Raw genomic sequence first — 21,535 nt, forward strand, 5'->3', positions numbered from 1 at the left:
GCGGCCGCCCCCCCCGCGCCGCGCCCCGGCGCCGCCCGGGGCGGGCGGGGCCGCGGGGGGGGGGGCGGGGGGGGGCGGGGGGGGCGGGGGGCGGGGGGCGGGGGGGCCCCCCCGCCCCCCCCCCCCCGAAACTGCCGACGCGACGGGGCCGACCGGACAGACTGGGGCCATGATCCGGGTGGTGCTGGTCGACGACCAGGAGCTGGTGCGCGCCGGGCTGCGCCCGCTGGCGGAGCTCGACGGCGACATCACGGTGGTGGGCGAGGCTGCCGACGGCCGCGCCGGACTGTCGCGGGTGCGCGAGCTGCGCCCCGACGTCGTGCTCATGGACGTGCGGATGCCCGGACTGGACGGCCTGGAGGCCACCCGGGCGATCGTCGCCGACCCGGCGCTGCGCGACGTCCGGGTCCTCGTGCTCACCACGTTCGACGAGGACGAGCACGTGGTCGAGGCGATCCGCGCCGGCGCGGCCGGCTACCTGCTCAAGGACGTCTCCCCCGGCGACCTCCGCGCCGCGGTCCGCACGGTGGCCGCCGGCGACTCCCTGCTCTCCCCCGCCGTGACCGCCGCCGCGATGCGCGCCGTCGCCGCCGCGCCGCACCGGCTCGACGACGCCGCCGTCGCCGGCCTCACCGAGCGTGAGCGCGAGGTGCTCACGCTCGTGGGGCGCGGGCTCACCAACGACGAGATCGCCGCCGCGCTGCACCTCAGCCCGGCGACGGCACGCACGTACGTGAGCCGGCTGCTCACGCGGCTCGACGCGCGTGACCGTGCCGCGCTCGTCGTCCTGGCCTACGAGACGGGGCTGGTGCGACCGGGCGGGTAGGGGTTGTCGGCCTCCGAACAGAACTCGTACAGTGGTGTACGAGAAAACAGGGGGCGGCCCACCGACCGAGGGAGCTCACCATGGCCACGACCTACACGTTCGACGTCTTCTCCAGCCTCGACGGGTACGGCGCCGCCCGCGGCGACTGGACCGGCTACTGGGGCAAGCAGGGCCCCGAGCTGCTCGAGCACCGGCTCCACCTGTTCGACACCGCGCAGCACCTGGTCCTCGGGGCGACCACCTACCGGGCGTTCGTGGACATGCTCGCCGCGAGCACGGCGGACTCCGACGTGCGCGACCCGTGGGTCACCCGCATGGTCAGCACCCCCGCGACGGTGGTGTCGAGCACCCTGCGCGAGCCCCTGCGCTGGCTCGGCGGGGCGACCGTCGCGACCGGCGACGCCGTCGACGTCGTGGCCCGGCTCAAGGAGGAGTCGCCCGTGCCGCTGCGGTCGCACGGCAGCCTGTCGCTGAACCGGGCGCTGATGGCCGCCGGGCTCGTCGACCAGCTGCGCGTGACCGTGTTCCCCGTGATCACCGGCGAGACCGGCATGGACCCGCTGTTCCACGGCGCGGCCGACTTCGACCTCGAGCTGGTCGAGACGCGGACCCTCGACGGCCGCACCCAGGAGCTCGTCTACGTGCCGACGCGGCACCCCCAGCGCGGACGCGCCGCGCCGGTGCGCCGCGGTCAGACCAGGCCGAGCTCCCGCGCCCGCACGCCCGCCTGAAAGCGCGACTCCGCCCCGAGGGCGGCCATCAGCTCCGCCACGCGACGGCGGTAGGTGCGCACCCCCATCCCCATCGCGCGCGCCGCGCTCTCGTCCTTGACCCCCTGGGAGAGCAGGTCGAGCACCTGGGGCGCCATCGCGCGGATCTCGGCGAGGCGGGCGTCGAACACGGCGAGGTCCGTGGCCGACCGCCAGGCCGCGTCGAACAACGAGGTGACGCCCTGCACCGCCTCGGGCTGCGTGATCACGCTGTACGAGCGCCGGCCGGCCTGGACGTCGCCCGCGAGGATCACGAGCCGGCGGTCCAGCACGATCGTCTCGTTGATCTCGTCGGTGGTGATGCGCACCTGCGCGCCGTACCGGTCGCGGAGCAGCTTGATGTGGCGGGCGGCGACGGGGTCGAGGAGGACGCCGGACCGGTAGACCTTGCGGACGGTCGCGGCGCCCCGCGGCGGGCGCTCCGCCGCGAGCCCCTCCGCACGGTGCGCCGCCTGCCAGGTGAACAGGTCGTTGGCGGCGCACGCCACGTCGGTCGCCGTGGCGAACAGGTGCGACGTGCGGGCGAGGAGCTCCTCCTCGCCCCGGACGATCGTGACGGCCTCTCCGGTCTGCATGCCCTCGATCCTCCACCCGGTGGCAGGGTCCTGCCAGGGTCGGCAACAACCTGCCATCACCGTGGGCCGGGGGCGCAGCGCGCGGAGGCTGGACCGCATGACCACCACGACCAGCACGTCCGTCCCGCCCACCACCCCGTCCACCGGGTCCACCACCCCCGACGCCGGCGCGGCGGGCACGTGGCAGCTCGGCGACCGCACCGTGAACCGCCTGGGCTTCGGCGCCATGCGGCTCGTCGGCACCCTGGGCAACCCCGTGCCCCGCCCCCGCGAGGACTCGATCGCCGTCCTGCGGCGCGCCGTCGAGCTCGGGGTGAACCACGTCGACACCGCCGCGTTCTACTTCTTCCCCACCCGGTCGGCGAACGAGCTGATCGGGGCCGCCCTCCAGCCGTACGCCGACGACCTGGTGATCACCACGAAGATCGGCGCCTCCCAGTCGCGCGACGGCGCGTTCGAGCCCTACGCCCGGCCCGACCAGCTGCGCAGCCAGGTCGAGGAGAACATCCGGCAGCTCGGCCGCGACCACCTGGACGTCGTGAACCTGCGCTGGGGCAACGGCCTGGTGCGGGAGGCCGGGTCCGTCGCCGAGCACGTCGGCGCCCTGGCCGACCTGCGCGACGCCGGGCTGGTGCGGCACGTCGGCGTCTCCAACGTGCTGCCGGAGCAGCTCGAGGAGGCCCTGTCGGTCACGCCCGTCGTGTGCGTGCAGAACCGGTACGGCCTCACCGAGCGCGACGACGACGGCCTGCTCGCGCGGTGCGGCGAGCTCGGCATCGCGTTCGTGCCGTTCTTCTCCATGGGGGCGGCGATGCCCGGGGCGGTCCCGGGAGGCACCGCGGACGAGACCGGGGCGGCACAGGTGGCCGCCGTCGCGGCGCGGCACGGCGCGACGCCGGCCCAGGTGCGCCTGGCGTGGACCCTGCACCGCGGGCCGCACGTGCTCGCCATCCCGGGCACGGGCGACGTCGCGCACCTGGAGCAGAACGTCGCCGCGGCGGCCCTGGTGCTCGACGACGCCGACCTCGCCGTCCTCGACGCGATCGCCCCCTGAGCCCGACCGCCGAACAGGCGGTTGACACCGTTATCGCGCCGGAATCGGCCCGATAACGGTGTCAACCGCCTGTTCGGCACCTCGTTGTTCCGCTCCTGGCATGAGTACAGGAGGGCATGTACCGTCGCGGTCATGGAGACCGCGACGCTCACGCACACCGCCGCCCTGGCCCGGCTCGGGCACGCCCTGTCGGACGGCACCCGCGCGCGCATCCTGCTCGCGCTGCGCGACGCGCCCGCCTACCCGTCCGACCTGGCCGCGACGCTGGGCGTCTCCAAGCAGGTGATGAGCAACCAGCTCGCGTGCCTGCGGGGCTGCGGCCTCGTCGTGGGCCGCCAGGACGGCCGGCGCACCGAGTACCGGCTCTCCGACCCGCACCTCGCGCACGCGCTCGGCGACATGCTGCGGCTCGCGCTCGTCGTCGACCCCGACTGCTGCGGCCCGGACTGCACGTGCGCGACGCCGGCCGGCGGGACGAGTCCGGCGGACGCCGCATGACCCACGACCACGGCCACGCGCACGCGGGCGCCGACCACCGGGGCCGGCTCGCGATCGCGTTCGGCATCACGGCCACGATCCTCGTCGCGCAGGCCGTCGGGGCGCTGCTCACCGGCAGCCTCGCGCTGCTCGTCGACACCGCCCACATGCTCACCGACGCCGGCGGCCTCGCGCTGGCCCTGTTCGCCGCGCACCTGTCGCTGCGGCCGGCGTCGCCGCAACGCACCTGGGGCTACCGGCGCGCCGAGATCCTGGCCGCGCTGGCGCAGGCCGCCGTGCTGCTCGTCGTCGGCGTGTACGTGCTGGTGGAGGCGGTGCTGCGCCTCGCCGACCCGCCCGAGATCCCGTCCACGCAGCTCGTCGTCTTCGGCGTCATCGGGCTCGCGGGCAACCTGGCGTCGATGGCGGTCCTGGCGAGCCGCCGCGACGCCAACCTCAACCTGCGGGCCGCGTTCCTCGAGGTGCTCAACGACGCGCTGGGGTCGGTGGGCGTCATCGTCGCCGCGATCGTCATCGCCACCACGGGCTGGCAGCGGGCCGACGCCGTCGCCGCGCTGCTCATCGGGGCGCTCATCCTGCCGCGGGCGGTGCGGCTGCTGCGTGCCGCGCTGTCGGTGCTGCTGGAGTCCGCCCCGCCCGGCCTGGACCTCGAGGAGGTGCGCGCGCACCTGCTGCGCGTGGAGCACGTCCGCGACGTGCACGACGTGCACGCCTCCCTCATCGCGACCGGCCTGCCGATCCTGTCCGCGCACGTCGTGGTCGACTCGGGCTGCTTCACGGACGGCCACGCCGGCCGCATCCTCGACGAGCTGCAGGAGTGCGTGGCCACCCACTTCGACGTCGCCGTCGAGCACTCCACCTTCCAGGTGGAGCCGGACACGCACCCGGAGCACGAGCACCCCACGCACGCCTGAGCCCCCGCATCCGGCGGAGAATCCGCATGATTCCGGGGTATACAAGGAACCTTGTACTCCTCGCAGCGCCCGCCTAGCGTCGTCGGCATGGAGCGGATCGAGGCGATCACCGCCGTGCACCACCCGGTGCGGCGGCGCATCTACGACTACCTGAGCCTGCACGGCACCACCCAGGTGACGACCCTGGCGCGCGAGCTCGGGCTGCAGGTGGGCAGCGTCAGCCACCACCTGCGGATGCTGAAGCGGGCCGGCGTCGTGGAGCAGGCGCCGGACCGCACCGGGGACCGCCGCACCAGCTGGTGGCGCTCGTCGCGGCAGGGTCTGAGCTGGTCGGCCGACGATTTCTCCGACTCCCCCGCCGACGCGCTGCTCGCCCGCGAGGCGGAGCGCGCGAACGTCGAGACGCACGTCGGCCGGCTGCGCGCGTGGCACCGTCGCACCGTCCCGCTGCCGGAGTGGTCGCGCGCCGCGTTCAGCATCGACACCGTCGCGTGGGCCACGCCCGACGAGCTGGCGGCGCTCTCGGCGGCGATGCGGGAGACGGTCGCCGCCTGGCAGGCGGGTCTCGCCCAGGGCGACTCCCCCGGCGCCGACGACACCCCGCCCACCCACGACGCCGCGCACACCGACTCCGTCGGCACCGCGACGCGGAACCAGCGCATGCCGGTCTTCGTGTTCGCCCACGGCTTCCCCACCGTGCCGTGACCCCGCGCGCCCCGCAGCCCGTCCTGCTGCGCGAGCCGCCGGCGTTCTCCCGCGACCGCGCCGTGCACGCGTGGATCGGCGTCAAGGCGCTGTCCGACGCCGGGGACGCGATCTGGTCCGTCGCGCTGGCCTGGACGGCGGTGCAGATCACCACGCCCGCCGCGGCAGGCCTCGTCGTGGCCGCCGGCACGGCGCCGCGTGCCCTGGTGCTGCTCTTCGGGGGCGTGCTCGCCGACCGGGCCGACGCGCGCCGCGTGATGATCGTGTGCAACCTGCTGCGGGTGGCCGTGCTGGTCGGGGCGGCGCTGTGGGTCCTGGCCTCGCCTCCGACGGCGCTGCTCCTCACGCTCGCCGCCGTCGCATTCGGCGTGTGCGACGCGTTCTACGAACCGTCCGCGAGCACGATCGCGCGCCAGCTCGTGCGCACGGAGGACCTGCCCTCGTACACGGCGGTCGCCCAGACCGCGTCCCGGTTGGCGGCCATGGCGGGCTCCGCGGTGGGCGGCTTCCTGGTCGCCCGGGCGGGGCTGCTCGGGAGCGCGAGCGCCAACGCGGTCACCTTCGCCCTCGTCGTCGCGTTCGTCGCCATCTGGTTGCGCCCGCGCTTCGCCCTGCCGCGCGCCGACAAGGAGCCGGCGACCCGCGGGATCCGTCGCGGGTTCGCCCACCTGCGGGAGGTGCCCACCACCCGCACGCTCGTCCTCGCGCTCTCGGGGCTCAACCTCGCCGTCGGGCCCGCCGTCGGCATCGGCATCGCCCTGCGCGCTCACGACGCCGGGTGGGGCGCCCACGCCGTCGGCATCCTCGAGGCGTGCATCGGGCTGGGTGCCGCGCTCGGCGCGCTGTCGGTGGCTCGCTGGCGGCCCATGCACGAGGCGCGCGCCGGGTTCGTCGCCCTGGCCGTGCAGGGTGCGGCCGTCGTGGCGCTCGGCTCCGGCCCGGTCGGCGTCGCCGGAGCCGCGTGCCTCGTCGTCGGCCTCACCGCCGGCTACGCGTCCGCGCTCCTCGGCGCGACGTTCGCCGGCACGGTCGACCCGTCGTACCTGGGGCGGATGGCGTCGATCACCCGCCTGGGCGACGACGTCCTCATGCCTCTGGCGATGGCTGCCTTCGGGGCGCTGGCCTCGGCCACGGCGCTGTGGGTGCCGTTCGCCGTCTTCGGCGCCGCGATGGCCCTGCTGATGACGGTGCCGCTGCGCACCCCGTTGTTCCGCGAGCTCTCGCTCGGCACGCGCAGGTGAGGCGTGCCACGGCGCCCCGTCTCCCGTGGCGCCCCCTGACCGGCGGTGCTGTGCTGGGCACATGTCCACCCGCGCCGACACCACCGCAGCCGGCCACCCCGACGAGCCCCACGCCGGCAGCCTGGCCCAGCGGCTGAACTGGCTGCGGGCGGGCGTGCTGGGGGCCAACGACGGGATCGTCTCCGTGGCGGCCGTCGTCGTGGGCGTCGCCGGCGCGACGCCGGAGCGCGCGCCCGTGCTCACCGCCGGCCTCGCCGCCCTGGTGGGCGGCGCGATCTCGATGGCGCTGGGCGAGTACGTGTCGGTGTCCAGCCAGTCCGACAGCGAGAAGGCGCTCATCGCCAAGGAGAAGCACGAGCTCGCCACGATGCCGGACGAGGAGCTCGACGAGCTCGTCGGCCTCTACCGCGAGCGCGGCCTCAGCGAGGGCACCGCCCGCCAGGTCGCCACCGAGCTCACCCACCACGACGCGCTCGGCGCACACCTGTCCGCCGAGCTGAACATCGACCCTGACGACGTCGTCAGCCCCTGGCACGCCGCGTGGGCGTCGCTGCTCGCGTTCCTGTGCGGCGGCGTGCTGCCGATGCTGGCCGTGCTGTTCATCCCCGAGCCGTGGAAGGTCGCCGGCACGTTCGTCGTCGTCCTCGCCGCCCTCGGCGCCGCCGGCTCGATCGCCGCCTGGATCGGCGGGTCCTCGCGCGCACGCTCCGTCACGCGTGTCGTCGTCGGCGGCGCGCTGGCGCTCGGCGTCACCTTCGGCCTGGGCTCGCTGCTCGGCACCACCGGCGTCGTGTGACCCGCCCACCGTCCTCCGTCCCGACCCCGCAAGGAGCCTCCGTGCCGCACCCCGTGCCCGCGTCCCCGCACGCCGCCGCCGACCTCGCCCCGCGCCTCGGGCGCACCGTCCTGTACCAGCTGTACCCGCAGAGCTTCGCCGACGGGAACGGCGACGGGATGGGCGACCTGGCGGGGATCACCGCCAGGCTCGACTACCTGCAGTGGCTCGGCGTGGGGGCCGTGTGGCTCGACCCGTGCTTCGTGTCCCCGTTCGCCGACGCCGGGTACGACGTCGCGGACTTCCTGACCATCGCGCCGCGCTACGGCACGAACGACGACCTGGCGGAGCTCACCGAGCAGGCCGGGCGCCGCGGCATCGCCGTGCTGCTCGACCTCGTGGCGGGGCACACGTCCGACCAGCACCCGTGGTTCGCCGCGTCGGCGGACGACCCCGCCGACGACCGGTACGTGTGGAGCGACGCGCCCGTCGACGGCTTCGAGCCCGGCCCGGGCCGTCGCGGCGGGTTCTACCTGCCGAACTTCTTCCCCGTGCAGCCGGCGCTCAACTTCGGGTACGCGCGCCCCGACCCGGCACAGCCGTGGCGCAGCCCGGTCGACGCCGAGGGCCCGCGCGCCAACCGGGCCGCGCTGCGCGAGATCATGGCGCACTGGTTCGACCTCGGCGTCGCGGGCTTCCGCGTCGACATGGCGGCGTCGCTCGTCAAGGACGACCCGGGCCTCGTGGAGACCGGAAGGCTGTGGCGCGAGAACCGCGAGTGGCTGGACGCCACCTACCCCGGGCGGGTGCTGATCAGCGAGTGGGGCGACCCGCGCGTCTCCGTGCCGTCCGGCTTCCACGCCGACTTCTTCCTGCAGTTCGGGGGCGACGACGACGGCCTGCCGCTGCGCTCGCTGTGGAACAACGGCGCGGGCACGGTGCAGCCGTCGTGGGGCGAGGTGCCGAGCTGGGCCGACGCCGAGGCGCAGGGCGACGCCGGCACCTTCGTCCGCGCCTGGCAGGAGGCCACCGGGGCCATCGAGGCGGCCGGCCGCGGCGGCCTCACCGGGCTGCCGACGTCGAACCACGACTTCACGAGGCTCGTGGCCGGGGCGCGTGACGCCGAGCAGGCGCGGGCCGCCCTGGTCCTCACGCTCACCTGGCCGTCCATGCCGTCGGTCTACTACGGCGACGAGATCGGGATGCGGTTCGTCCCCGAGACCCCGACCCTCGAGGGCTCCCGCCTCAACCCGACCTACGACCGGGCGGGCTCGCGCACCCCGATGCAGTGGGGCGACGTGCCCGCCGGGCGTCTCGGCCCGGACGTCGCGGAGTCCCGGTACCTGCCGCAGGACCCGGACCCCGACCGCCCCACCGTGGCGGCCCAGCTCGACGACGAGGGGTCGCTGCTGCACCTCGTACGCCGCCTCGCGCACCTGCGCACCTCCGACCCGCGGCTGGACGCCGCCGCCGACGTCTCCGTGCTGGCCACCGGCTACCCGTTCGCGTACCTGCGCGGCGGCACCCTCGCCGTCGTCCTCAACCCCGGGCGGGACGCCGTGTCGGTCGCGGTGCCCGGGGCGGCCACGGCCCGCGAGGTCGAGGTGCGCGGGCTGCGCACCGAGGGCGACGTCGTGCACCTCGCCGGCCACGGGTACGCCGTCCTCGACCTCGCGTGAGCGCCTGCTCCCCTGCCGACGGCGTCCGCCCGGCGGGCCGCCGTCAGCGGCGAGGGGCACCCTGGGCGCATGGAGCTCGAGGTGCGCGGTGAGGTCTTCCAGTGGCGCGGCCCTGCGCCGTACTACTACGTCGCGGTGCCGGACGCGGAGGCCGAGCGGATCGCGGCGGTCGCGGCCCTGGTGTCCTACGGCTGGGGCGTCATCCCCGTGACGGGCCGCCTCGGCGGCACGACGTTCACCACCTCCCTGTTCCCCAAGGACGGCGGCTACCTCGTCCCGCTCAAGGACGCCGTCCGCCGGCCCGAGGGTGTGACCGACGGCGACGAGGTCGTCGTGCGGCTCACCCTCGAGGTGTGACCCGGCGAGCAGCGCGGCCACGAGCGCGGTGCCGTGCCCCCTGCCGAGGTAGTTCGGATCCTGCCGAGGTAGTTCCGATCGCGCCGAGGTAGTTCCGATCGCGCCGAGGTAGTTCCGATCGCGCCGAGGTAGTTCCGATCGTGCCGAGGTAGTGGTCTGGTCCACTACCTCGGCAGGGCTGGAACTACCTCGCGGAGGAGAGGCGGTCGACGAACGCGACGGCGGCGGCGGAGATCTGCGCGCGGGCGTCGTCGTGGGAGATCGTCGGGGTGCCGTCGCCGGGCTGCGGCCCGTAGTCGCCGAACTGGGCGTGGGCGGCGCCCTCGACGACGGTGAACGTGCTGTCCGCGGGCAGGTCGGCCCGCGACGCGTCGATCTTCGCGGGGGTCGACAGCCCGTCCCGGCTGCCGGAGACGGACTCGACGGCGGCGGTGAGCGTGCCGCTGACGTCGCCCGCGGGGTACGACGCGAACAGCAGCAGGCCCGCCACGGGGGCGTCCCCGTCGTCGGCGGCGTCGGCCTCCATCGCCGCGACGGTGCCGCCGAGCGAGTGCCCGCCGACCACCCAGCGCTCCTCCTCGGGGAACGCGGCACGCGCGTCGTCGAGCGCGCCCACGGCGAGGAACCCGATCCCCAGAGGCTGCTTCCCGACGACGACGGTGTGCCCCGCCTCGGCGATCGGGCGCAGCACGGCCGCGTACGCGCGGGCGTCGACCCGGGCGCCGGGCTGGAAGAACACCGCCGTCCCGTCGCCGCCGCCCGCGGGCGCCAGCACGTACCGGGTGGCGCTCTCGCTCACGGTCACGGCGTCGTCGGGACGCATCGCGGCGAGCGCCGGCTCGACGGCGACGAACGGGCGCAGCCACGCGAGCAGCACCACCCACGCCGCACCGCCGACGAGCAGCACCACGCGCCCCGCCCGCCGCCAGCCCGGCCGCGCGGGACGGGCCCGCAGCGCGCGGACGCCGGCGAGCACCGCGCCCGCGAGCGTCAGCACCAGCAGCACCGCGTACGCGGGGTGGCCGTGCACGACGGCGCCCCAGGCGGTCGCGCAGGCCCACGCGACGACGAGCACGGCGCCCGCGACGACGACGAGCGTGGCCGCGCGGAGCCACGGCGGGGCGGCGGGCGGCGTGACGGGGTCGGCGGGCGGGACCAGGGCGTTCGGCACGCGAAGAGTCTGGCACCCGCACCCCGGTCACGCCGCCGCCGGACCGCCCAGCAGCCGGCCCCAGCGCGGGTCGAGCAACGGCGCCCCCACCATGTCGAGGCACCTCCACAGCGTGACCGCCACGGAGTCGAGCACCGGCGTCGCGGTCTCCGCCTCCACCCGCTCCACCACCGGCGCGCCGTACAGGTTGGTGCACAGGTAGGCGACCGCCTGGGCGCGGCCGCCCTCGACGACGTCGTGGGCAAGCGGCACCAGGTCCTCCGGCGGCACGCGGGCGAACTCCTCGTTCACGTGCAGCCCGACGTGCCGCTCGGCCACGACCTCGATGCCCTCCGTCGCCCACGCCGTCGCCACCGCCTGGTTGACGTCGGCGGTGTACGGCGTGACGAGGCCGATCCGCTCGAGCCCGAACCTGGCGAAGGCGTCCAGGTACGCCAGGGTCGACGTGGTGGCCGGCACGCCGGTCGCGGCGGTGATCTGCCGGACCATCTCCCGGTCGTGCCCCGCGCCGAGCCACGACCCGGCGGTGCCGTTCCACGCGACGACGTCCACGTCGGCCGTCCGCAGCAGGCGTGCCGCGTCCACCATCGCGGCGTGGTCGAACTGGGTGTCGGAGTCCGCGTCGAGCACGATGCGCGTCACCTCGATCCGCGTCGAGTGCACGGTCACGTCCTCGCGGGCGCCGAGGATCCTGGCCGTCTGCGGCTCCAGGCACGTGTTGGACGACGGGACGATCATCCCGATCCGCACGGGCCGCGTCACCGCGCCGCTCCCACGACCGCGCCGAGCACGGGGTCGGCCGACCGCCGCGCCGGGTCCCGGAACGCTGTCCGCTCCCGGTACCGGCCCACCGGTCCGGGGTCGTGGAACGTCCCTTCGTCGAGCACCACGCTGCCCCCCGCCACGACCGTGCTCGGCCAGCCGCGCAGCTCCATGCCGTCGAAGGGCGAGAAGTCGGTGCCCTGGTGCAGGCGCGAGCCGTCCACCACCCGGGACTCGTCCGGGTCGAGCAGCACGAGGTCCGCGTCGTACCCCACCGCGACCGCGCCCTTGGTGGGCAGCCCGTGCACCCGCGCGGGTGCGGTCGAGAACGCCTCCACGAACCGCTCGACCGGCAGGCCGGCCCGGGTCACCATCGCCGTGTAGGCGGCGGGCATGCGCGTCTCGACCCCGGGGAGGCCGTGCGGCATGCGGCGCACGTCGTGGCGGTGCTCGCGCTTCTGGGCGAGGTCGTAGCAGGAGTGGTCGGACGAGACCACGTCGACGGCGCCACGCCCCAGCCGGGCGAGCAGCCCGTCCGCCGCGGCGCGCGGCCTCACCGGGGGGCAGCACGCGTACTTCTCCGGCGTGGCCGACGAGTAGACCGCGTCGTCGAGCAGCAGGTAGTGCGGACAGGTCTCGCTGAGGACGACCTGCCCCCGGGCGCGGGCCTCCGCGACGGCGTCGACCGCGCCCGGCGTGGTCTGGTGGACGAAGTAGACCGGGGCGCCCGTGTACGACGCGACGGCCAGGATCTCGCGGACGGACGCGTCCTCGGAGATCTCGGGCCGGGTGCGGTGCAGGTCCTCGATGCCGACGTGGTCGTCCGCCGCGCACGCGGCCGTGCGGTCGACCACGATCGCGTCGTGCTCCGAGTGCACGATCGCGAGCCCCCCGAGCCGCACCATCTCGCGCATGACGCGCAGGATCGTGTCGTCGTCGGCCATGGTCGTGCCGCGGTTGGTCGTGTACAGCTTGACCGACCGCACCCCGAGCCCGGCCATCTCGTCGAGCTGGCCCGGCACGGTGTCGTCCCAGGTCACGACGGAGCCGTGCAGCCCGACGTCGCACCGGGCGCCCCGGGTGAGGTCGAGCTTGCGGCGCAGCGCGTCGATCGGCCGTTCCCCGGCGTCGGCGGGGATGCCGAAGTCGAGGATCGTCGTCGTGCCGCCGTGCAGCGCCCCGACGGTCGCGATCTCGTACGTGTCGAGCGACGCGTACGCGCCGGTCACCTGGTCGACGTGGCAGTGTCCGTCGACCCCGCCCGGCAGCAGCAGCCGGCCGGCGGCGTCCAGGGTGCGCACGGCGGCGGGCGGCGCCGAGCAGGCCGACAGCAGGGCCGTGACGACGCCGTCGGTGACGCCGACGTGCGCGCGGGTCCGGCCGTCCGCGTTGACGACGGTGGCGTCGGTGACGAGCAGGTCGAAGGTCATCGGGCGGCTCCAGCGGTGCGGTGGTCGTGGTCGTGGTTCTCCGACGGGCGGTCGGCGAGGCGCGCGGCGAGCGCCGGCGACAGCCCGGCGTGATCCTTGGCGGGTGGCCGGGCGCAGCTCCCGGCGCGTGCGACGCCGGGCGCGAGACGCACCAGGGCCTCGGCCTGCGCGACGCCCGCGGAGATCCCGTCGACGACGGGGACCGGGAGCCGGTGCGCGACGTCGCGGGCCATGCCGGCGAGCGGCGCGCCCGCGAGGATCACGACGTCGGCGCCGTCCCGCTCGACGACCTCGTGGGCCAGGCGCACGAGGTCCTCGCGGAAGTCCTCCTGCACCGTCCCGATGGCCCGCAGCGGGTCCCGCAGGGAACGGATCGACGCCAGCCGCGACGTCAGGCCGGCCCGGTCCACGCAGTCGCGGTACCAGGCGGTGATGCGCTCGGAGATCGCGACGATCGAGAAGCGCACGCCGAGCAGCGACGCCGTCGCGAGGGCGGCCTCGGTGATGCCGACGACGGGCACGTCGACGAGCTCCTTGAGCCCGGGGAGCCCGGGGTCGCCGAACGCGGCGACCACGACGGCGTCCGCTGCGGCCCCCTCCGCGGCGACGATCTCCGCCACCGCCGGGGCGGCGAGACCCGCCTCGAGGCGGGTCTCGATGTAGGCCACGCCGGAGGCCGCCGTCCGCGTCGTGACGGTGGTGCCCGGCGACGCGGCCCGGCGCGCCTCGGCGTCGATGAGCGTCGTGACGGACTCGCTGATGTTGGGGTTGATGACGAGCAGGTGCACGGTTCCTCCGATCAGACCGGCAGGCGGCGGCCGTAGTCGAGGCAGAGGACGGAGATCAGCATGACGGCACCGGCTCCGACGAAGTAGGCCAGCGCCCACGCGTACCCGCCGGTGGCACCGACGATGAAGCCGACGGCCATCGGGGTGATGAAGCCGTTGATGTTGCCGAACAGGTTCATCGCGCCGCCGAGGAGCCCGGCGTTCGCCCGCCCGCCGAGCTGGGCGGGGACGGCCCAGAACAGCCCGACCCAGCGCAGGAAGAACAGCACCACGGACAGGAGGGCGACGGCCATGATCGAGCCGTCCACGAAGATGACGGCGACGAGACCGGCCACGACGATCACGCCGGCCGTGCCGAGCATCGTGCGCATGACGAGGTTGGCGGAGGCGCCGGCGGCCTTCCACCGGTCGGAGAGCGCGCCGCCGAGCAGCTCGCCCACGAAGCCTGCGCCGAAGATGACGAAGGTGCCCCAGCCGACCTCGGCGAGGTCGAAGCCCTTAGCCTCGGAGAGGTACAGCGGGCCCCAGGTGAGCAGGCCGTAGAAGACCCCGTTGAACCCGAACCAGCCGAAGCACATCGCCCAGAACGACCGGAACCGCAGGTAGTCCAGGAGCCCGCGCCAGCCCTGGTGGCGGCGCCCCTTGGCGGCGTGCATCTCGGCGGCTCGCGCGGCCGCGGCGTCCTCCTCCTCGAGCGCCTTCTCGATGGCGGCGGCCTCGGCCTCGTTCACCTTCGGGTGCTGGCGGGGCGAGTCACGGATGTACCACCACGCCAGGATGCCGAAGAGCGCGGTCACGACGCCCGCGATGACGAAGGCCGCACGCCAGCCACCGCTGACGGCGATGAGCCAGGCGATCGCGACGCCGCCGATGCCGGCGCCGAGCGGGGCGCCGGCGTCGAGGATGGTCGCTCCCCGGCCGCGCTCCTTGGGTGCCATCCAGGCGGCGTTGAGCTTGCCGCCGGCGGGCATGATCGGTGCCTCCGTGATGCCGATCGCGGCGCGCGCGACGAACAGGCCGGCGAAGCTGCCCGCGAGGCCCGTGGCGGCCGTGGCGGCGCCCCACCCGACGGTGGCGGCGGTGGCCATCTTCCGGGGGCCGAACCGGTCGATGAGCAGGCCGCCGGGGATCTGCATGAGCGCGTAGGCGAAGAAGAAGGCGGAGAGCAGCAGGCCGGTGGCCTCGGACGAGAGGCCGAACTCCTCGCGGATCATCGGCATCGCGACGGAGATCGAGCCGCGGTCGATGTAGTTCAGCGTGACGAGGGCGAGGAGGAGCGCGAAGAGCTTCCAGCGCACCCGCGTCGGCTTCTCGTCGAGATCGTGGGCGAGCGGTACCCCGCTCGAGGTACGGGAGAGGGTCATGGCGTCCTCGGATTCGGTAGTCGGCGTTCCAGCGGCGCTGCTGGTCGGCGTCGACGCGTCGTCGCGTCTTGGGATCCCACCGAGGAAGGTATTGGGATCCCAAGTCGCTGTCAACAGGTGCCCCGGGCCCGACGACGGGCGCACGGCCGCGGATCCCCGGCCTATGCCTCCGTGGCGCCGTCGCCCTCGAAGAGGTACGCGAGCGTGTGGGAGCGGTACGCCAGCACGTGGGCCCGGGCCAGCGCGGCGGCACGCTCCGGGTCCCCCGAGACGATCGCGTCCCGGAGCCGCTCGTGCTCCTGCACCACGACGTCGACGTCGAGGATCTGGCGGAACAGCCAGTGCAGGCGCCCCAGCAGGGGCTCGAGGATCCCCTGCAACAGCTCGTTGCCCGTGAGCACGATGATCTCGTCGTGGAACCGGGCGTTCGCCTCGTGGGCCGCGCCGACGTCGCCCGCCTCGATCGCGGCCCTGGCCTGGGCGAGCGTGCGGTCCAGGTCGTGCGGCGCGCCGGCCGCCACCTGCTCGGTCGCCTCGCGGACCGCGAGGACCTCGAGCGCCTCGCGGATGCCGAACAGGTTGACCACCTGGCGCCGGTCGAGCGTCGTCACGACGACGCCGCGGGACGGGAGGCTCTCCACCAGCCCCTCGCGCTGCAGCTCCCGCAGGGCCTCGCGGACCGGGTGCCGCGACGCGGCGAACTTCTCGGCGAGGTCACGCTCGACGAGCCGGTCGCCCGGCTGGAACCTGCCGTCGAAGATCCGGGCACGGATCTCGTCGCCGACGATCTCCCGCAGCGGCTTGTCGTTCCTGTACAACCGGCTCGACGACTGCTTCATCGACCGACCAGCTCCGCTCTCGCACGCACGGTGATCGCGCCGGACGGCGCGGAACGACAGGCTAACCACACGGCCGCCGCTATCGTGTCACCGCTCGCCCCCTACAACGATGCAGGAGTCTCCGTGCCCGACCCGTCCGCGACCTCGACCGTTCTCGCCCTCGACGCCGTCGTCGACATCGACGTCCCCGGCCCCACGATCAGCCGCCACCTGTACGGGCACTTCGCCGAGCACCTCGGCCGGTGCATCTACGAGGGCTTCTGGGTGGGCGAGGACTCCGACATCCCGAACGTCGGCGGCATCCGCACCGACGTGGTGGAGGCGCTCCGCGAGCTCGCCATCCCCAACCTGCGCTGGCCGGGCGGCTGCTTCGCCGACACGTACCACTGGCGCGACGGCGTGGGCCCGGCGGCCGACCGCCCCCGCATCGTCAACACGCACTGGGGCGACGTCGTCGAGGACAACTCCTTCGGCACGCACGAGTTCATGGCGCTGTGCGACCTGCTCGGCACGGCCCCGTACATCTCGGGGAACGTCGGCTCCGGCACGGTGCAGGAGACCGCGGACTGGGTCGAGTACCTGACGCGCGGCGACGACTCGCCGATGGCGCGGCTGCGCCGGGAGCACGGTCGTGACGAGCCGTGGGGCGTGTCGTTCTTCGGCATCGGCAACGAGCCGTGGGGCTGCGGCGGCAACCTGCGCGCCGACCAGTTCGCGTCGCTCGCACGCCAGCACGCCACGTACGCGCGCGACCACGGCGGCAACCGCCTGGTGCGGGTCGCGGCGGGCGCCTCGGACGACGACTACGCGTGGACCGAGACGCTCATGCAGCAGGTGGCGAAGCTCGGCGACGCGGAGCCGCGCGACCTGTGGCAGATGGTGTCGTTCCACTTCTACACGTTCGCCGGGACCTGGGGGGACAAGGGCGCCGCCACCGAGTTCACGCGCGACGAGTACTGGGCCACGATGCGCAAGGCGCTCGACGTGCGCCGCATCATCGCGGGCCACTCGGCCGTGATGGACGCCTACGACCCCGAGGCCAAGCTCGGCCTGGCCCTCGACGAGTGGGGCACCTGGTGGAACGTGGAGCCCGGCACCAACCCCGGGTTCCTGTACCAGCAGAACGCGATGCGCGACGCCCTCGTCGCGTCGGTGCACTTCGACGCCTTCCACGACCACGCCCGCCGCCTGCGCCTGGCGAACATCGCCCAGACGGTCAACGTGCTCCAGTCGATGCTGCTCACCGACGGCGCGAAGATGATCAAGACGCCCACGTTCCACGCCTTCGCGATGAGCGCCGGCCACCACGACGCGGCGAGCCTGCCGGTGCGCGAGCGGTCGCCGCGGGCCACGCACGACGTCGACGGCACCGCCGTCGGCACCGTGTCGGCGTCGGCGTCCACGAAGGACGGCGCGGTGCTGGTGTCGCTGACCAACCTCGACCCGGACGCCCCCGCCACCGTGCGCGTGGACCTGCGCGGGCGCTCGGTGAGCGACCCCGTCGCCACGGTGCTCGCCGCCGACGACCCGGCCGCGCACAACACCTTCGACGCGCCGGACGCCGTCGCGCCGCGCCCGCTCGACGGCGTGCGCCTGGAGGGCGGCGTCCTCACGGCGGAGCTGCCGCCCGCGGCGTTCGCGACGGTGCGCCTCTCGCTCGCGTCGTAGGCCCGCGCGCCGACGTAGCGGTGCGTCGTCGTCCCGGTCCAGGACGGCGACGCACCGCTACGTCGGCCACTCACCTGACCATCATATGAGACACATGGTCCCATTGACCGGACAGCGGGTGTAGACCTGGGCCATGACCACCACCGCCGTCGAGGGCACGGACACCGAGCACCGGTACTGGCGGCGCAACCTCGCCGTCGGCACGGCCGGGTCGTTCACCACCCTCGTGGCGATGACCCTGCTGGTGCCGTTCCTGCCCGAGTACGTACGGCAGCTCGGCGTGGACGACCCGGCCGCCGTGGTGCGCTGGTCGGGCGTCGCGTACGGGGCCACGTTCCTCACCGCGGCGCTCACCGCGCCGCTGTGGGGGGCGCTCGGCGACCGGTTCGGCCGCAAGTCGATGCTGGTGCGCGCGAGCCTGGGCATGGCGGTCGCGATGACCCTGCTGGGGTTCGTGCAGAGCGTCGAGCAGCTCGTCGCCGTGCGGCTCCTGGTGGGCCTGCTCGGCGGCTACTCCTCGGGCGCCACGATCCTCGTCGCGGCCCAGACGCCGAAGGGCCGCAGCGCCTGGGCGCTCGGGGTGCTGTCGTCCGGCATCCTGGCCGGCAACGTCGTCGGACCGCTGGTCGGCGGGTTCGTGCCCGCCTGGGTGGGGATCCGTCCGACGTTCGTCGCGTGCGGTGCGGTGATCTTTCTGGCGTTCCTCGCGACGACGTTCCTGCTGCGCGAGCCGCGGACCGGGCCACCGCCGCCCCGGGTGGCCGCCCGACGCCGCGGCGTGTGGGCGCAGGTCCAGCGCCCGGGCGCCGTCGTGGCGCTCCTGGCGACGTCGAGCCTGCTGCTGTTCTCCACGATGTCGATCGAGCCGATCGTCACCGTCTACGTCGAGGACCTGGGGCAGCTCTCGCACGCGGCCGGCGTCGCGGGGATCCTCGTGGCGCTGACCGCGGTCGGCAGCGTCGTCGCGGCGCCCCGGGTCGGGCGGCTCGCCGACCGGGTCGGCCCCACCCGGGTGGTGGTCACGTGCCTCGCCGCGGCGGGTGTGCTGGCCCTCGCGCAGGCCCTCGTCACGAACGTCTGGCAGCTCGGCGTCCTGCGCGTGCTGCTCGGGCTCAGCCTCGGCGGCCTGCTGCCGTCGATCACGGCGGCCGTGCGCCACCTCGCCCCGCCCGACGCCGTCGGCAGGGTCCTCGGGCTCGGCGTCTCGGCGCAGTACGTGGGCCAGGTCGCCGGGCCGGTGCTCGGCGGGCTGGTGGCCGCGCAGGCGGGGGTGCGCGCCGTCTTCGTCGCCACCGCCGTCGTGCTGCTCGCGGCGGCCGCCCTGAACCTCGTGATGCTGCGCCGCGGCCCCGCGCTCTGAGTTCGGTCATCTGGTACGAGATCGGTCCACATCCGTACCGACTTCGTACCGGATGACCGACCTCAAGCGTCCAGTCGTCGGATGAATCCTTCCAATCGGCGATTGAATCGTGCTAATTTCCCGTGGCATGACCACATCGGCCGCAATGACGCGGCGCACGTTCGGGAAGCTGGCCGGGATCACCGCAACGGCGTTGCTGCCGTGGGCACAGGCGCCGCGCGCCGCCGCCTCGGGTCCGCCTGAGGTCGTCGAGTCGGCGACGCACGTCGTCGTCGACAACGGGCTCGTGCGGCTCACGGTGGACAAGTCGAATGGTCGGACCACCTCGCTCGTCTACGACGGCGTGAACCTGGTCGGCCGCGGCAACTACGACATGAACACCGTCCGTGAGGGCGGGGGCCTGCCGCTCCCGCCGGCGGACAACCACCTCACCGTCCGGGTCGAGCAGGACTTCGTCGACGTCGCCTACCACCACAGCCCGTCGGGCGACATGCCCTGCTGGCTGGTCCGCCACCACGTCGTGCGTTCCGGCGAGGCGGGCATCCACCTCGCCTACAGCTACGACCACCCGGCCGCGCTGCACGGCTTCCGCACCGACCAGCACCGGTACGTCTTCTACACGGCCGGCGGCGTCTTCACGCACGCGTCGGTGGAGGACGACGCCGACGCCGTCCGGTGGCGCGAGTCCGCGGCCCGCATGCCCACCGGCGCCGAGATCTCGCGCGCCGAGATGGTGATGGACGCGACCTACGACCTCGAGGGCACCGGCTCCGCCTACCCGCGCCGCTACTACACGAAGTACGACTGGGCCGTGTCCATGAAGGACCACAGCCTGCACGGGCTGTACGGCGGCGGCTTCGGCATGTGGGCGGCCCTGCCGAACCTCGAGGGGTTCAGCGGGGGCCCGGTGCGCCAGGACCTGATCCTGCACCAGACCGGCGACACCCCGGTGCTGCTCGTCGAGCCGCAGGCCACCCACTACGGCGCCCCGCCGGTGCGCGTCGCGGCCGGGCAGGCGTGGCAGAAGACGTACGGCCCGTACTTCGTCTACCTCAACCGGGGCGACGACCCGCGGGCGATGCGCCGGGACGCGGCCCGCCAGGCGCGGTTCGAGCGGCACGCGGAGTTCTACGACCGGCTCGCGATCGAGGGCTGGTCGCCCTCCACCGAGCGGTCCCGCGTGCGCGGCACCGTGCGGGTCCCGGGGGTGCCGAACCTCGACGGCGCCGTCGTGGTGCTGTCCGACAACGGCACGGCCATGCAGGACTCCGTGCTCGGGTACAACTACTGGGCGGACGTCGCCGAGGGCGGCCGCTTCGTCCTCGACCACGTGCGGCCCGGCACGTACCGCCTCACCGTCTACGGCGGCGGCCTGTGGGGCGAGTACGTGATCGACGACGTCGAGGTCGGCGCCGGCCAGGAGGTGACCCTCGGCCGCATGCTGTGGGAACCCACGAGCCACGGGCGCACGGTGTTCCAGCTCGGCACGCCCACGCGGGACTCCAGGGAGTTCCGCCACGGTCGCGAGTTCCGACGCTACGGCCTGTTCGAGTCGTTCCAGGACGACTTCCCCGACGGGGTCACCTACACGGTCGGCAGGAGCGGTCCGCAGGACTGGAACTACCTCCAGTACCAGCGGTCGTACCCGGTGCAGGCGCCCGAGGGCACCGTGCTGCCGGAGGGCGCCGAGGGCGTCTGGCTGTTCGACTTCGGCACCGCGTCGAGCCCCGTCGCCGACGGGTACCAGCGGGTCGCCCAGAACACCCTCTACGCCGCGGGCGGCGGGTTCGGTCTCGACCGCTCCGTCGACTCCCGGGACCGCGGCGCCGACGGCGACCTCCAGCGGGACTTCGTCGTCGGGTCCGGCTACACGTTCTCGGTGGACCTCCCCGACGGCGTGTACGAGGTCACGGTGCTCTCGGGCGACGACATCGCGGCGAACAGGTCGACGGTGTCGTTCGCCGGCGGCGACCCCGTGGCCCTCGACTCGGGGCGCGGCGAGTACGCGGTGCACACCGCGGAGGTGACCGTCACCGGCGGCCGGCTCGACCTGCTGGCGGGCGGCGACGGCCGCCTCAACGCCGTCGAGATCCTGGCCGCGGACGCCGCGCTGCCGGTGCTGGGAAGCCTGACGGTCGACGGCGCGGACCTGGTGCCGGGCTTCAGCACGTTCCGCTCCGACTTCGCGGTCGACCTGCCGTGGGACCAGGAGTCGGTCACGGTCCGGGCCACCGGCCGGGGTGGGGCGCAGGTGACGATCGGGGGCGACGTCGTCCCCGAGGCCGGGCTCGCCGTGCCCCTGTCCGCGCAGCGCACCGTCCTCGAGGTCGGGGTGAGCGACGGCGAGGCGGCCACGACGTACCGGCTGCACGTCACCCGGCAGGAGAGCCCGTGGCGCATCCTGTTCGACCTCGACCGCGCGCCGGCGGCGGCTGCGCAGGCCACCCTGACGATCGCACTGGCGGCGTGGGCCATGGGCTCCGCGCTGCCGGTGCCGCCCGAGGACAGCAACCTCACGATCACCGTCAACGGGGAGCCGTTCGTGTGGACCTTCGGGCCCGAGGACGCGAAGGGGGCCACGTACCGCAGCGCGCGCGGCGGGCGGAACTACACCCGCGAGATCACCTTCGACGCCGCGCTGCTCCGGCCCACCGGCAACGAGATCACGCTGCAGATCAACGCCGGCGCCGAGCACCTGTGGAACGAGGCGGCCTACGACGCCATCCGGCTCGAGATCGGCTGATCGGGACGGGCCCGGC

Annotated in this window: 20 protein-coding genes; 13 read left to right on the forward strand and 7 right to left on the reverse strand. The window is 74.5% G+C overall.

The window, feature by feature from the left end; all coding sequences use genetic code 11:
• Positions 1-169 precede the first annotated feature (169 nt).
• Positions 170-826 (forward strand): response regulator, encoded by a 657-nt coding sequence (locus ACH436_RS13550; RefSeq protein WP_430560716.1) that lies wholly within the window; start codon positions 170-172, stop codon positions 824-826.
• Positions 827-906: 80 nt separating this feature from the next.
• A complete protein-coding gene (locus tag ACH436_RS13555; RefSeq protein WP_430560717.1) occupies positions 907-1,557 on the forward strand; it encodes a dihydrofolate reductase family protein in 651 nt (216 codons plus the stop codon).
• On the opposite strand, the gene ACH436_RS13560 is transcribed toward ACH436_RS13555, so the two are convergent.
• Entirely contained in the window at positions 1,518-2,171 is a 654-nt protein-coding gene (locus ACH436_RS13560) for a DNA-binding response regulator (RefSeq protein ID WP_430560718.1), read from the reverse strand. The two genes, ACH436_RS13555 and ACH436_RS13560, sit on opposite strands and share 40 nt — an antisense overlap.
• Before the next feature lie 97 nt (positions 2,172-2,268).
• On the opposite strand from ACH436_RS13560, the gene ACH436_RS13565 reads away from it, so the two are divergent.
• The 8 genes from ACH436_RS13565 (at position 2,269) to ACH436_RS13600 (ending at position 9,394) form a co-directional block, all read left to right on the forward strand.
• Positions 2,269-3,225, forward strand: coding sequence for an aldo/keto reductase (locus ACH436_RS13565; protein WP_430560719.1), 957 nt, complete (start codon positions 2,269-2,271; stop codon positions 3,223-3,225).
• Between the two features lie 132 nt (positions 3,226-3,357).
• Positions 3,358-3,723, forward strand: coding sequence for an ArsR/SmtB family transcription factor (locus tag ACH436_RS13570; protein ID WP_430560720.1), 366 nt, complete (start codon positions 3,358-3,360; stop codon positions 3,721-3,723).
• Complete coding sequence (locus ACH436_RS13575) at positions 3,720-4,637, forward strand: cation diffusion facilitator family transporter (RefSeq protein WP_430560721.1); 918 nt, start codon at positions 3,720-3,722, stop codon at positions 4,635-4,637. The genes ACH436_RS13570 and ACH436_RS13575 overlap by 4 nt, the downstream gene beginning before the upstream one ends.
• A gap of 87 nt (positions 4,638-4,724) precedes the next feature.
• The gene (locus tag ACH436_RS13580; protein WP_430560722.1) at positions 4,725-5,342 is read left to right on the forward strand and encodes a helix-turn-helix domain-containing protein; all 618 of its coding nucleotides are present in this window, start codon (positions 4,725-4,727) and stop codon (positions 5,340-5,342) included.
• Positions 5,339-6,583, forward strand: coding sequence for an MFS transporter (locus tag ACH436_RS13585; RefSeq protein WP_430560723.1), 1,245 nt, complete (start codon positions 5,339-5,341; stop codon positions 6,581-6,583). The genes ACH436_RS13580 and ACH436_RS13585 overlap by 4 nt, the downstream gene beginning before the upstream one ends.
• 61 nt (positions 6,584-6,644) lie before the next feature.
• Positions 6,645-7,379: a VIT family protein gene (locus tag ACH436_RS13590; protein WP_430560724.1), complete on the forward strand. Its 735-nt coding sequence runs from the start codon at positions 6,645-6,647 to the stop codon at positions 7,377-7,379.
• A 41-nt stretch (positions 7,380-7,420) separates the two neighbouring features.
• Complete coding sequence (locus tag ACH436_RS13595) at positions 7,421-9,037, forward strand: alpha-amylase family glycosyl hydrolase (RefSeq protein WP_430560725.1); 1,617 nt, start codon at positions 7,421-7,423, stop codon at positions 9,035-9,037.
• Between the two features lie 69 nt (positions 9,038-9,106).
• The gene (locus ACH436_RS13600) at positions 9,107-9,394 is read left to right on the forward strand and encodes a DUF1905 domain-containing protein (RefSeq protein WP_430560726.1); all 288 of its coding nucleotides are present in this window, start codon (positions 9,107-9,109) and stop codon (positions 9,392-9,394) included.
• Positions 9,395-9,578: 184 nt separating this feature from the next.
• On the opposite strand, the gene ACH436_RS13605 is transcribed toward ACH436_RS13600, so the two are convergent.
• From ACH436_RS13605 to ACH436_RS13630, 6 genes are all read right to left on the reverse strand, one after another.
• Positions 9,579-10,565 carry an alpha/beta hydrolase gene (locus ACH436_RS13605; RefSeq protein WP_430560727.1) on the reverse strand — a complete coding sequence of 329 codons (987 nt, stop codon included), beginning with the start codon at positions 10,563-10,565 and terminating at the stop codon, positions 9,579-9,581.
• Positions 10,566-10,592: 27 nt separating this feature from the next.
• A complete protein-coding gene (locus ACH436_RS13610; RefSeq protein ID WP_430560728.1) occupies positions 10,593-11,327 on the reverse strand; it encodes an aspartate/glutamate racemase family protein in 735 nt (244 codons plus the stop codon).
• A complete protein-coding gene (locus ACH436_RS13615; RefSeq protein ID WP_430560729.1) occupies positions 11,324-12,757 on the reverse strand; it encodes an amidohydrolase family protein in 1,434 nt (477 codons plus the stop codon). The genes ACH436_RS13610 and ACH436_RS13615 overlap by 4 nt, the downstream gene beginning before the upstream one ends.
• Positions 12,754-13,545: an aspartate/glutamate racemase family protein gene (locus tag ACH436_RS13620; RefSeq protein WP_430560730.1), complete on the reverse strand. Its 792-nt coding sequence runs from the start codon at positions 13,543-13,545 to the stop codon at positions 12,754-12,756. The genes ACH436_RS13615 and ACH436_RS13620 overlap by 4 nt, the downstream gene beginning before the upstream one ends.
• 11 nt (positions 13,546-13,556) lie before the next feature.
• On the reverse strand, positions 13,557-14,909 hold the full coding sequence (locus ACH436_RS13625; protein ID WP_430560731.1) for an MFS transporter: 1,353 nt from the start codon (positions 14,907-14,909) through the stop codon (positions 13,557-13,559).
• A gap of 161 nt (positions 14,910-15,070) precedes the next feature.
• Entirely contained in the window at positions 15,071-15,748 is a 678-nt protein-coding gene (locus tag ACH436_RS13630; RefSeq protein ID WP_430560732.1) for a GntR family transcriptional regulator, read from the reverse strand.
• 123 nt (positions 15,749-15,871) lie between these two features.
• On the opposite strand from ACH436_RS13630, the gene ACH436_RS13635 reads away from it, so the two are divergent.
• The 3 genes from ACH436_RS13635 to ACH436_RS13645 all read left to right on the forward strand — a co-directional run bounded on the left by ACH436_RS13635 (position 15,872) and on the right by ACH436_RS13645 (position 21,519).
• Positions 15,872-17,416: an alpha-N-arabinofuranosidase gene (locus ACH436_RS13635; RefSeq protein ID WP_430560733.1), complete on the forward strand. Its 1,545-nt coding sequence runs from the start codon at positions 15,872-15,874 to the stop codon at positions 17,414-17,416.
• A 133-nt stretch (positions 17,417-17,549) separates the two neighbouring features.
• Positions 17,550-18,776, forward strand: coding sequence for an MFS transporter (locus tag ACH436_RS13640; protein ID WP_430560734.1), 1,227 nt, complete (start codon positions 17,550-17,552; stop codon positions 18,774-18,776).
• Between the two features lie 127 nt (positions 18,777-18,903).
• Positions 18,904-21,519 carry a polysaccharide lyase family protein gene (locus ACH436_RS13645; RefSeq protein WP_430560735.1) on the forward strand — a complete coding sequence of 872 codons (2,616 nt, stop codon included), beginning with the start codon at positions 18,904-18,906 and terminating at the stop codon, positions 21,517-21,519.
• Positions 21,520-21,535 lie beyond the last annotated feature (16 nt).

Origin of the sequence: Isoptericola sp. NPDC019693 (assembly GCF_044389085.1) — a bacterium.
Lineage (GTDB): Bacteria > Actinomycetota > Actinomycetes > Actinomycetales > Cellulomonadaceae > Isoptericola.

Excerpts from the sequence above, each read along its gene's own strand:
- ACH436_RS13565 (WP_430560719.1), top strand. The coding sequence starts at position 2,269 with ATGACCACCACGACCAGCACGTCCGTCCCGCCCACCACCCCGTCCACC.
- ACH436_RS13560 (WP_430560718.1), bottom strand. The coding sequence starts at position 2,171 with ATGCAGACCGGAGAGGCCGTCACGATCGTCCGGGGCGAGGAGGAGCTC.
- ACH436_RS13625 (WP_430560731.1), bottom strand. The coding sequence starts at position 14,909 with ATGACCCTCTCCCGTACCTCGAGCGGGGTACCGCTCGCCCACGATCTC.
- ACH436_RS13575 (WP_430560721.1), top strand. The coding sequence starts at position 3,720 with ATGACCCACGACCACGGCCACGCGCACGCGGGCGCCGACCACCGGGGC.
- ACH436_RS13640 (WP_430560734.1), top strand. The coding sequence starts at position 17,550 with ATGACCACCACCGCCGTCGAGGGCACGGACACCGAGCACCGGTACTGG.
- ACH436_RS13600 (WP_430560726.1), top strand. The coding sequence starts at position 9,107 with ATGGAGCTCGAGGTGCGCGGTGAGGTCTTCCAGTGGCGCGGCCCTGCG.
- ACH436_RS13590 (WP_430560724.1), top strand. The coding sequence starts at position 6,645 with ATGTCCACCCGCGCCGACACCACCGCAGCCGGCCACCCCGACGAGCCC.
- ACH436_RS13580 (WP_430560722.1), top strand. The coding sequence starts at position 4,725 with ATGGAGCGGATCGAGGCGATCACCGCCGTGCACCACCCGGTGCGGCGG.
- ACH436_RS13550 (WP_430560716.1), top strand. The coding sequence starts at position 170 with ATGATCCGGGTGGTGCTGGTCGACGACCAGGAGCTGGTGCGCGCCGGG.
- ACH436_RS13645 (WP_430560735.1), top strand. The coding sequence starts at position 18,904 with ATGACCACATCGGCCGCAATGACGCGGCGCACGTTCGGGAAGCTGGCC.
- ACH436_RS13570 (WP_430560720.1), top strand. The coding sequence starts at position 3,358 with ATGGAGACCGCGACGCTCACGCACACCGCCGCCCTGGCCCGGCTCGGG.
- ACH436_RS13615 (WP_430560729.1), bottom strand. The coding sequence starts at position 12,757 with ATGACCTTCGACCTGCTCGTCACCGACGCCACCGTCGTCAACGCGGAC.
- ACH436_RS13630 (WP_430560732.1), bottom strand. The coding sequence starts at position 15,748 with ATGAAGCAGTCGTCGAGCCGGTTGTACAGGAACGACAAGCCGCTGCGG.
- ACH436_RS13555 (WP_430560717.1), top strand. The coding sequence starts at position 907 with ATGGCCACGACCTACACGTTCGACGTCTTCTCCAGCCTCGACGGGTAC.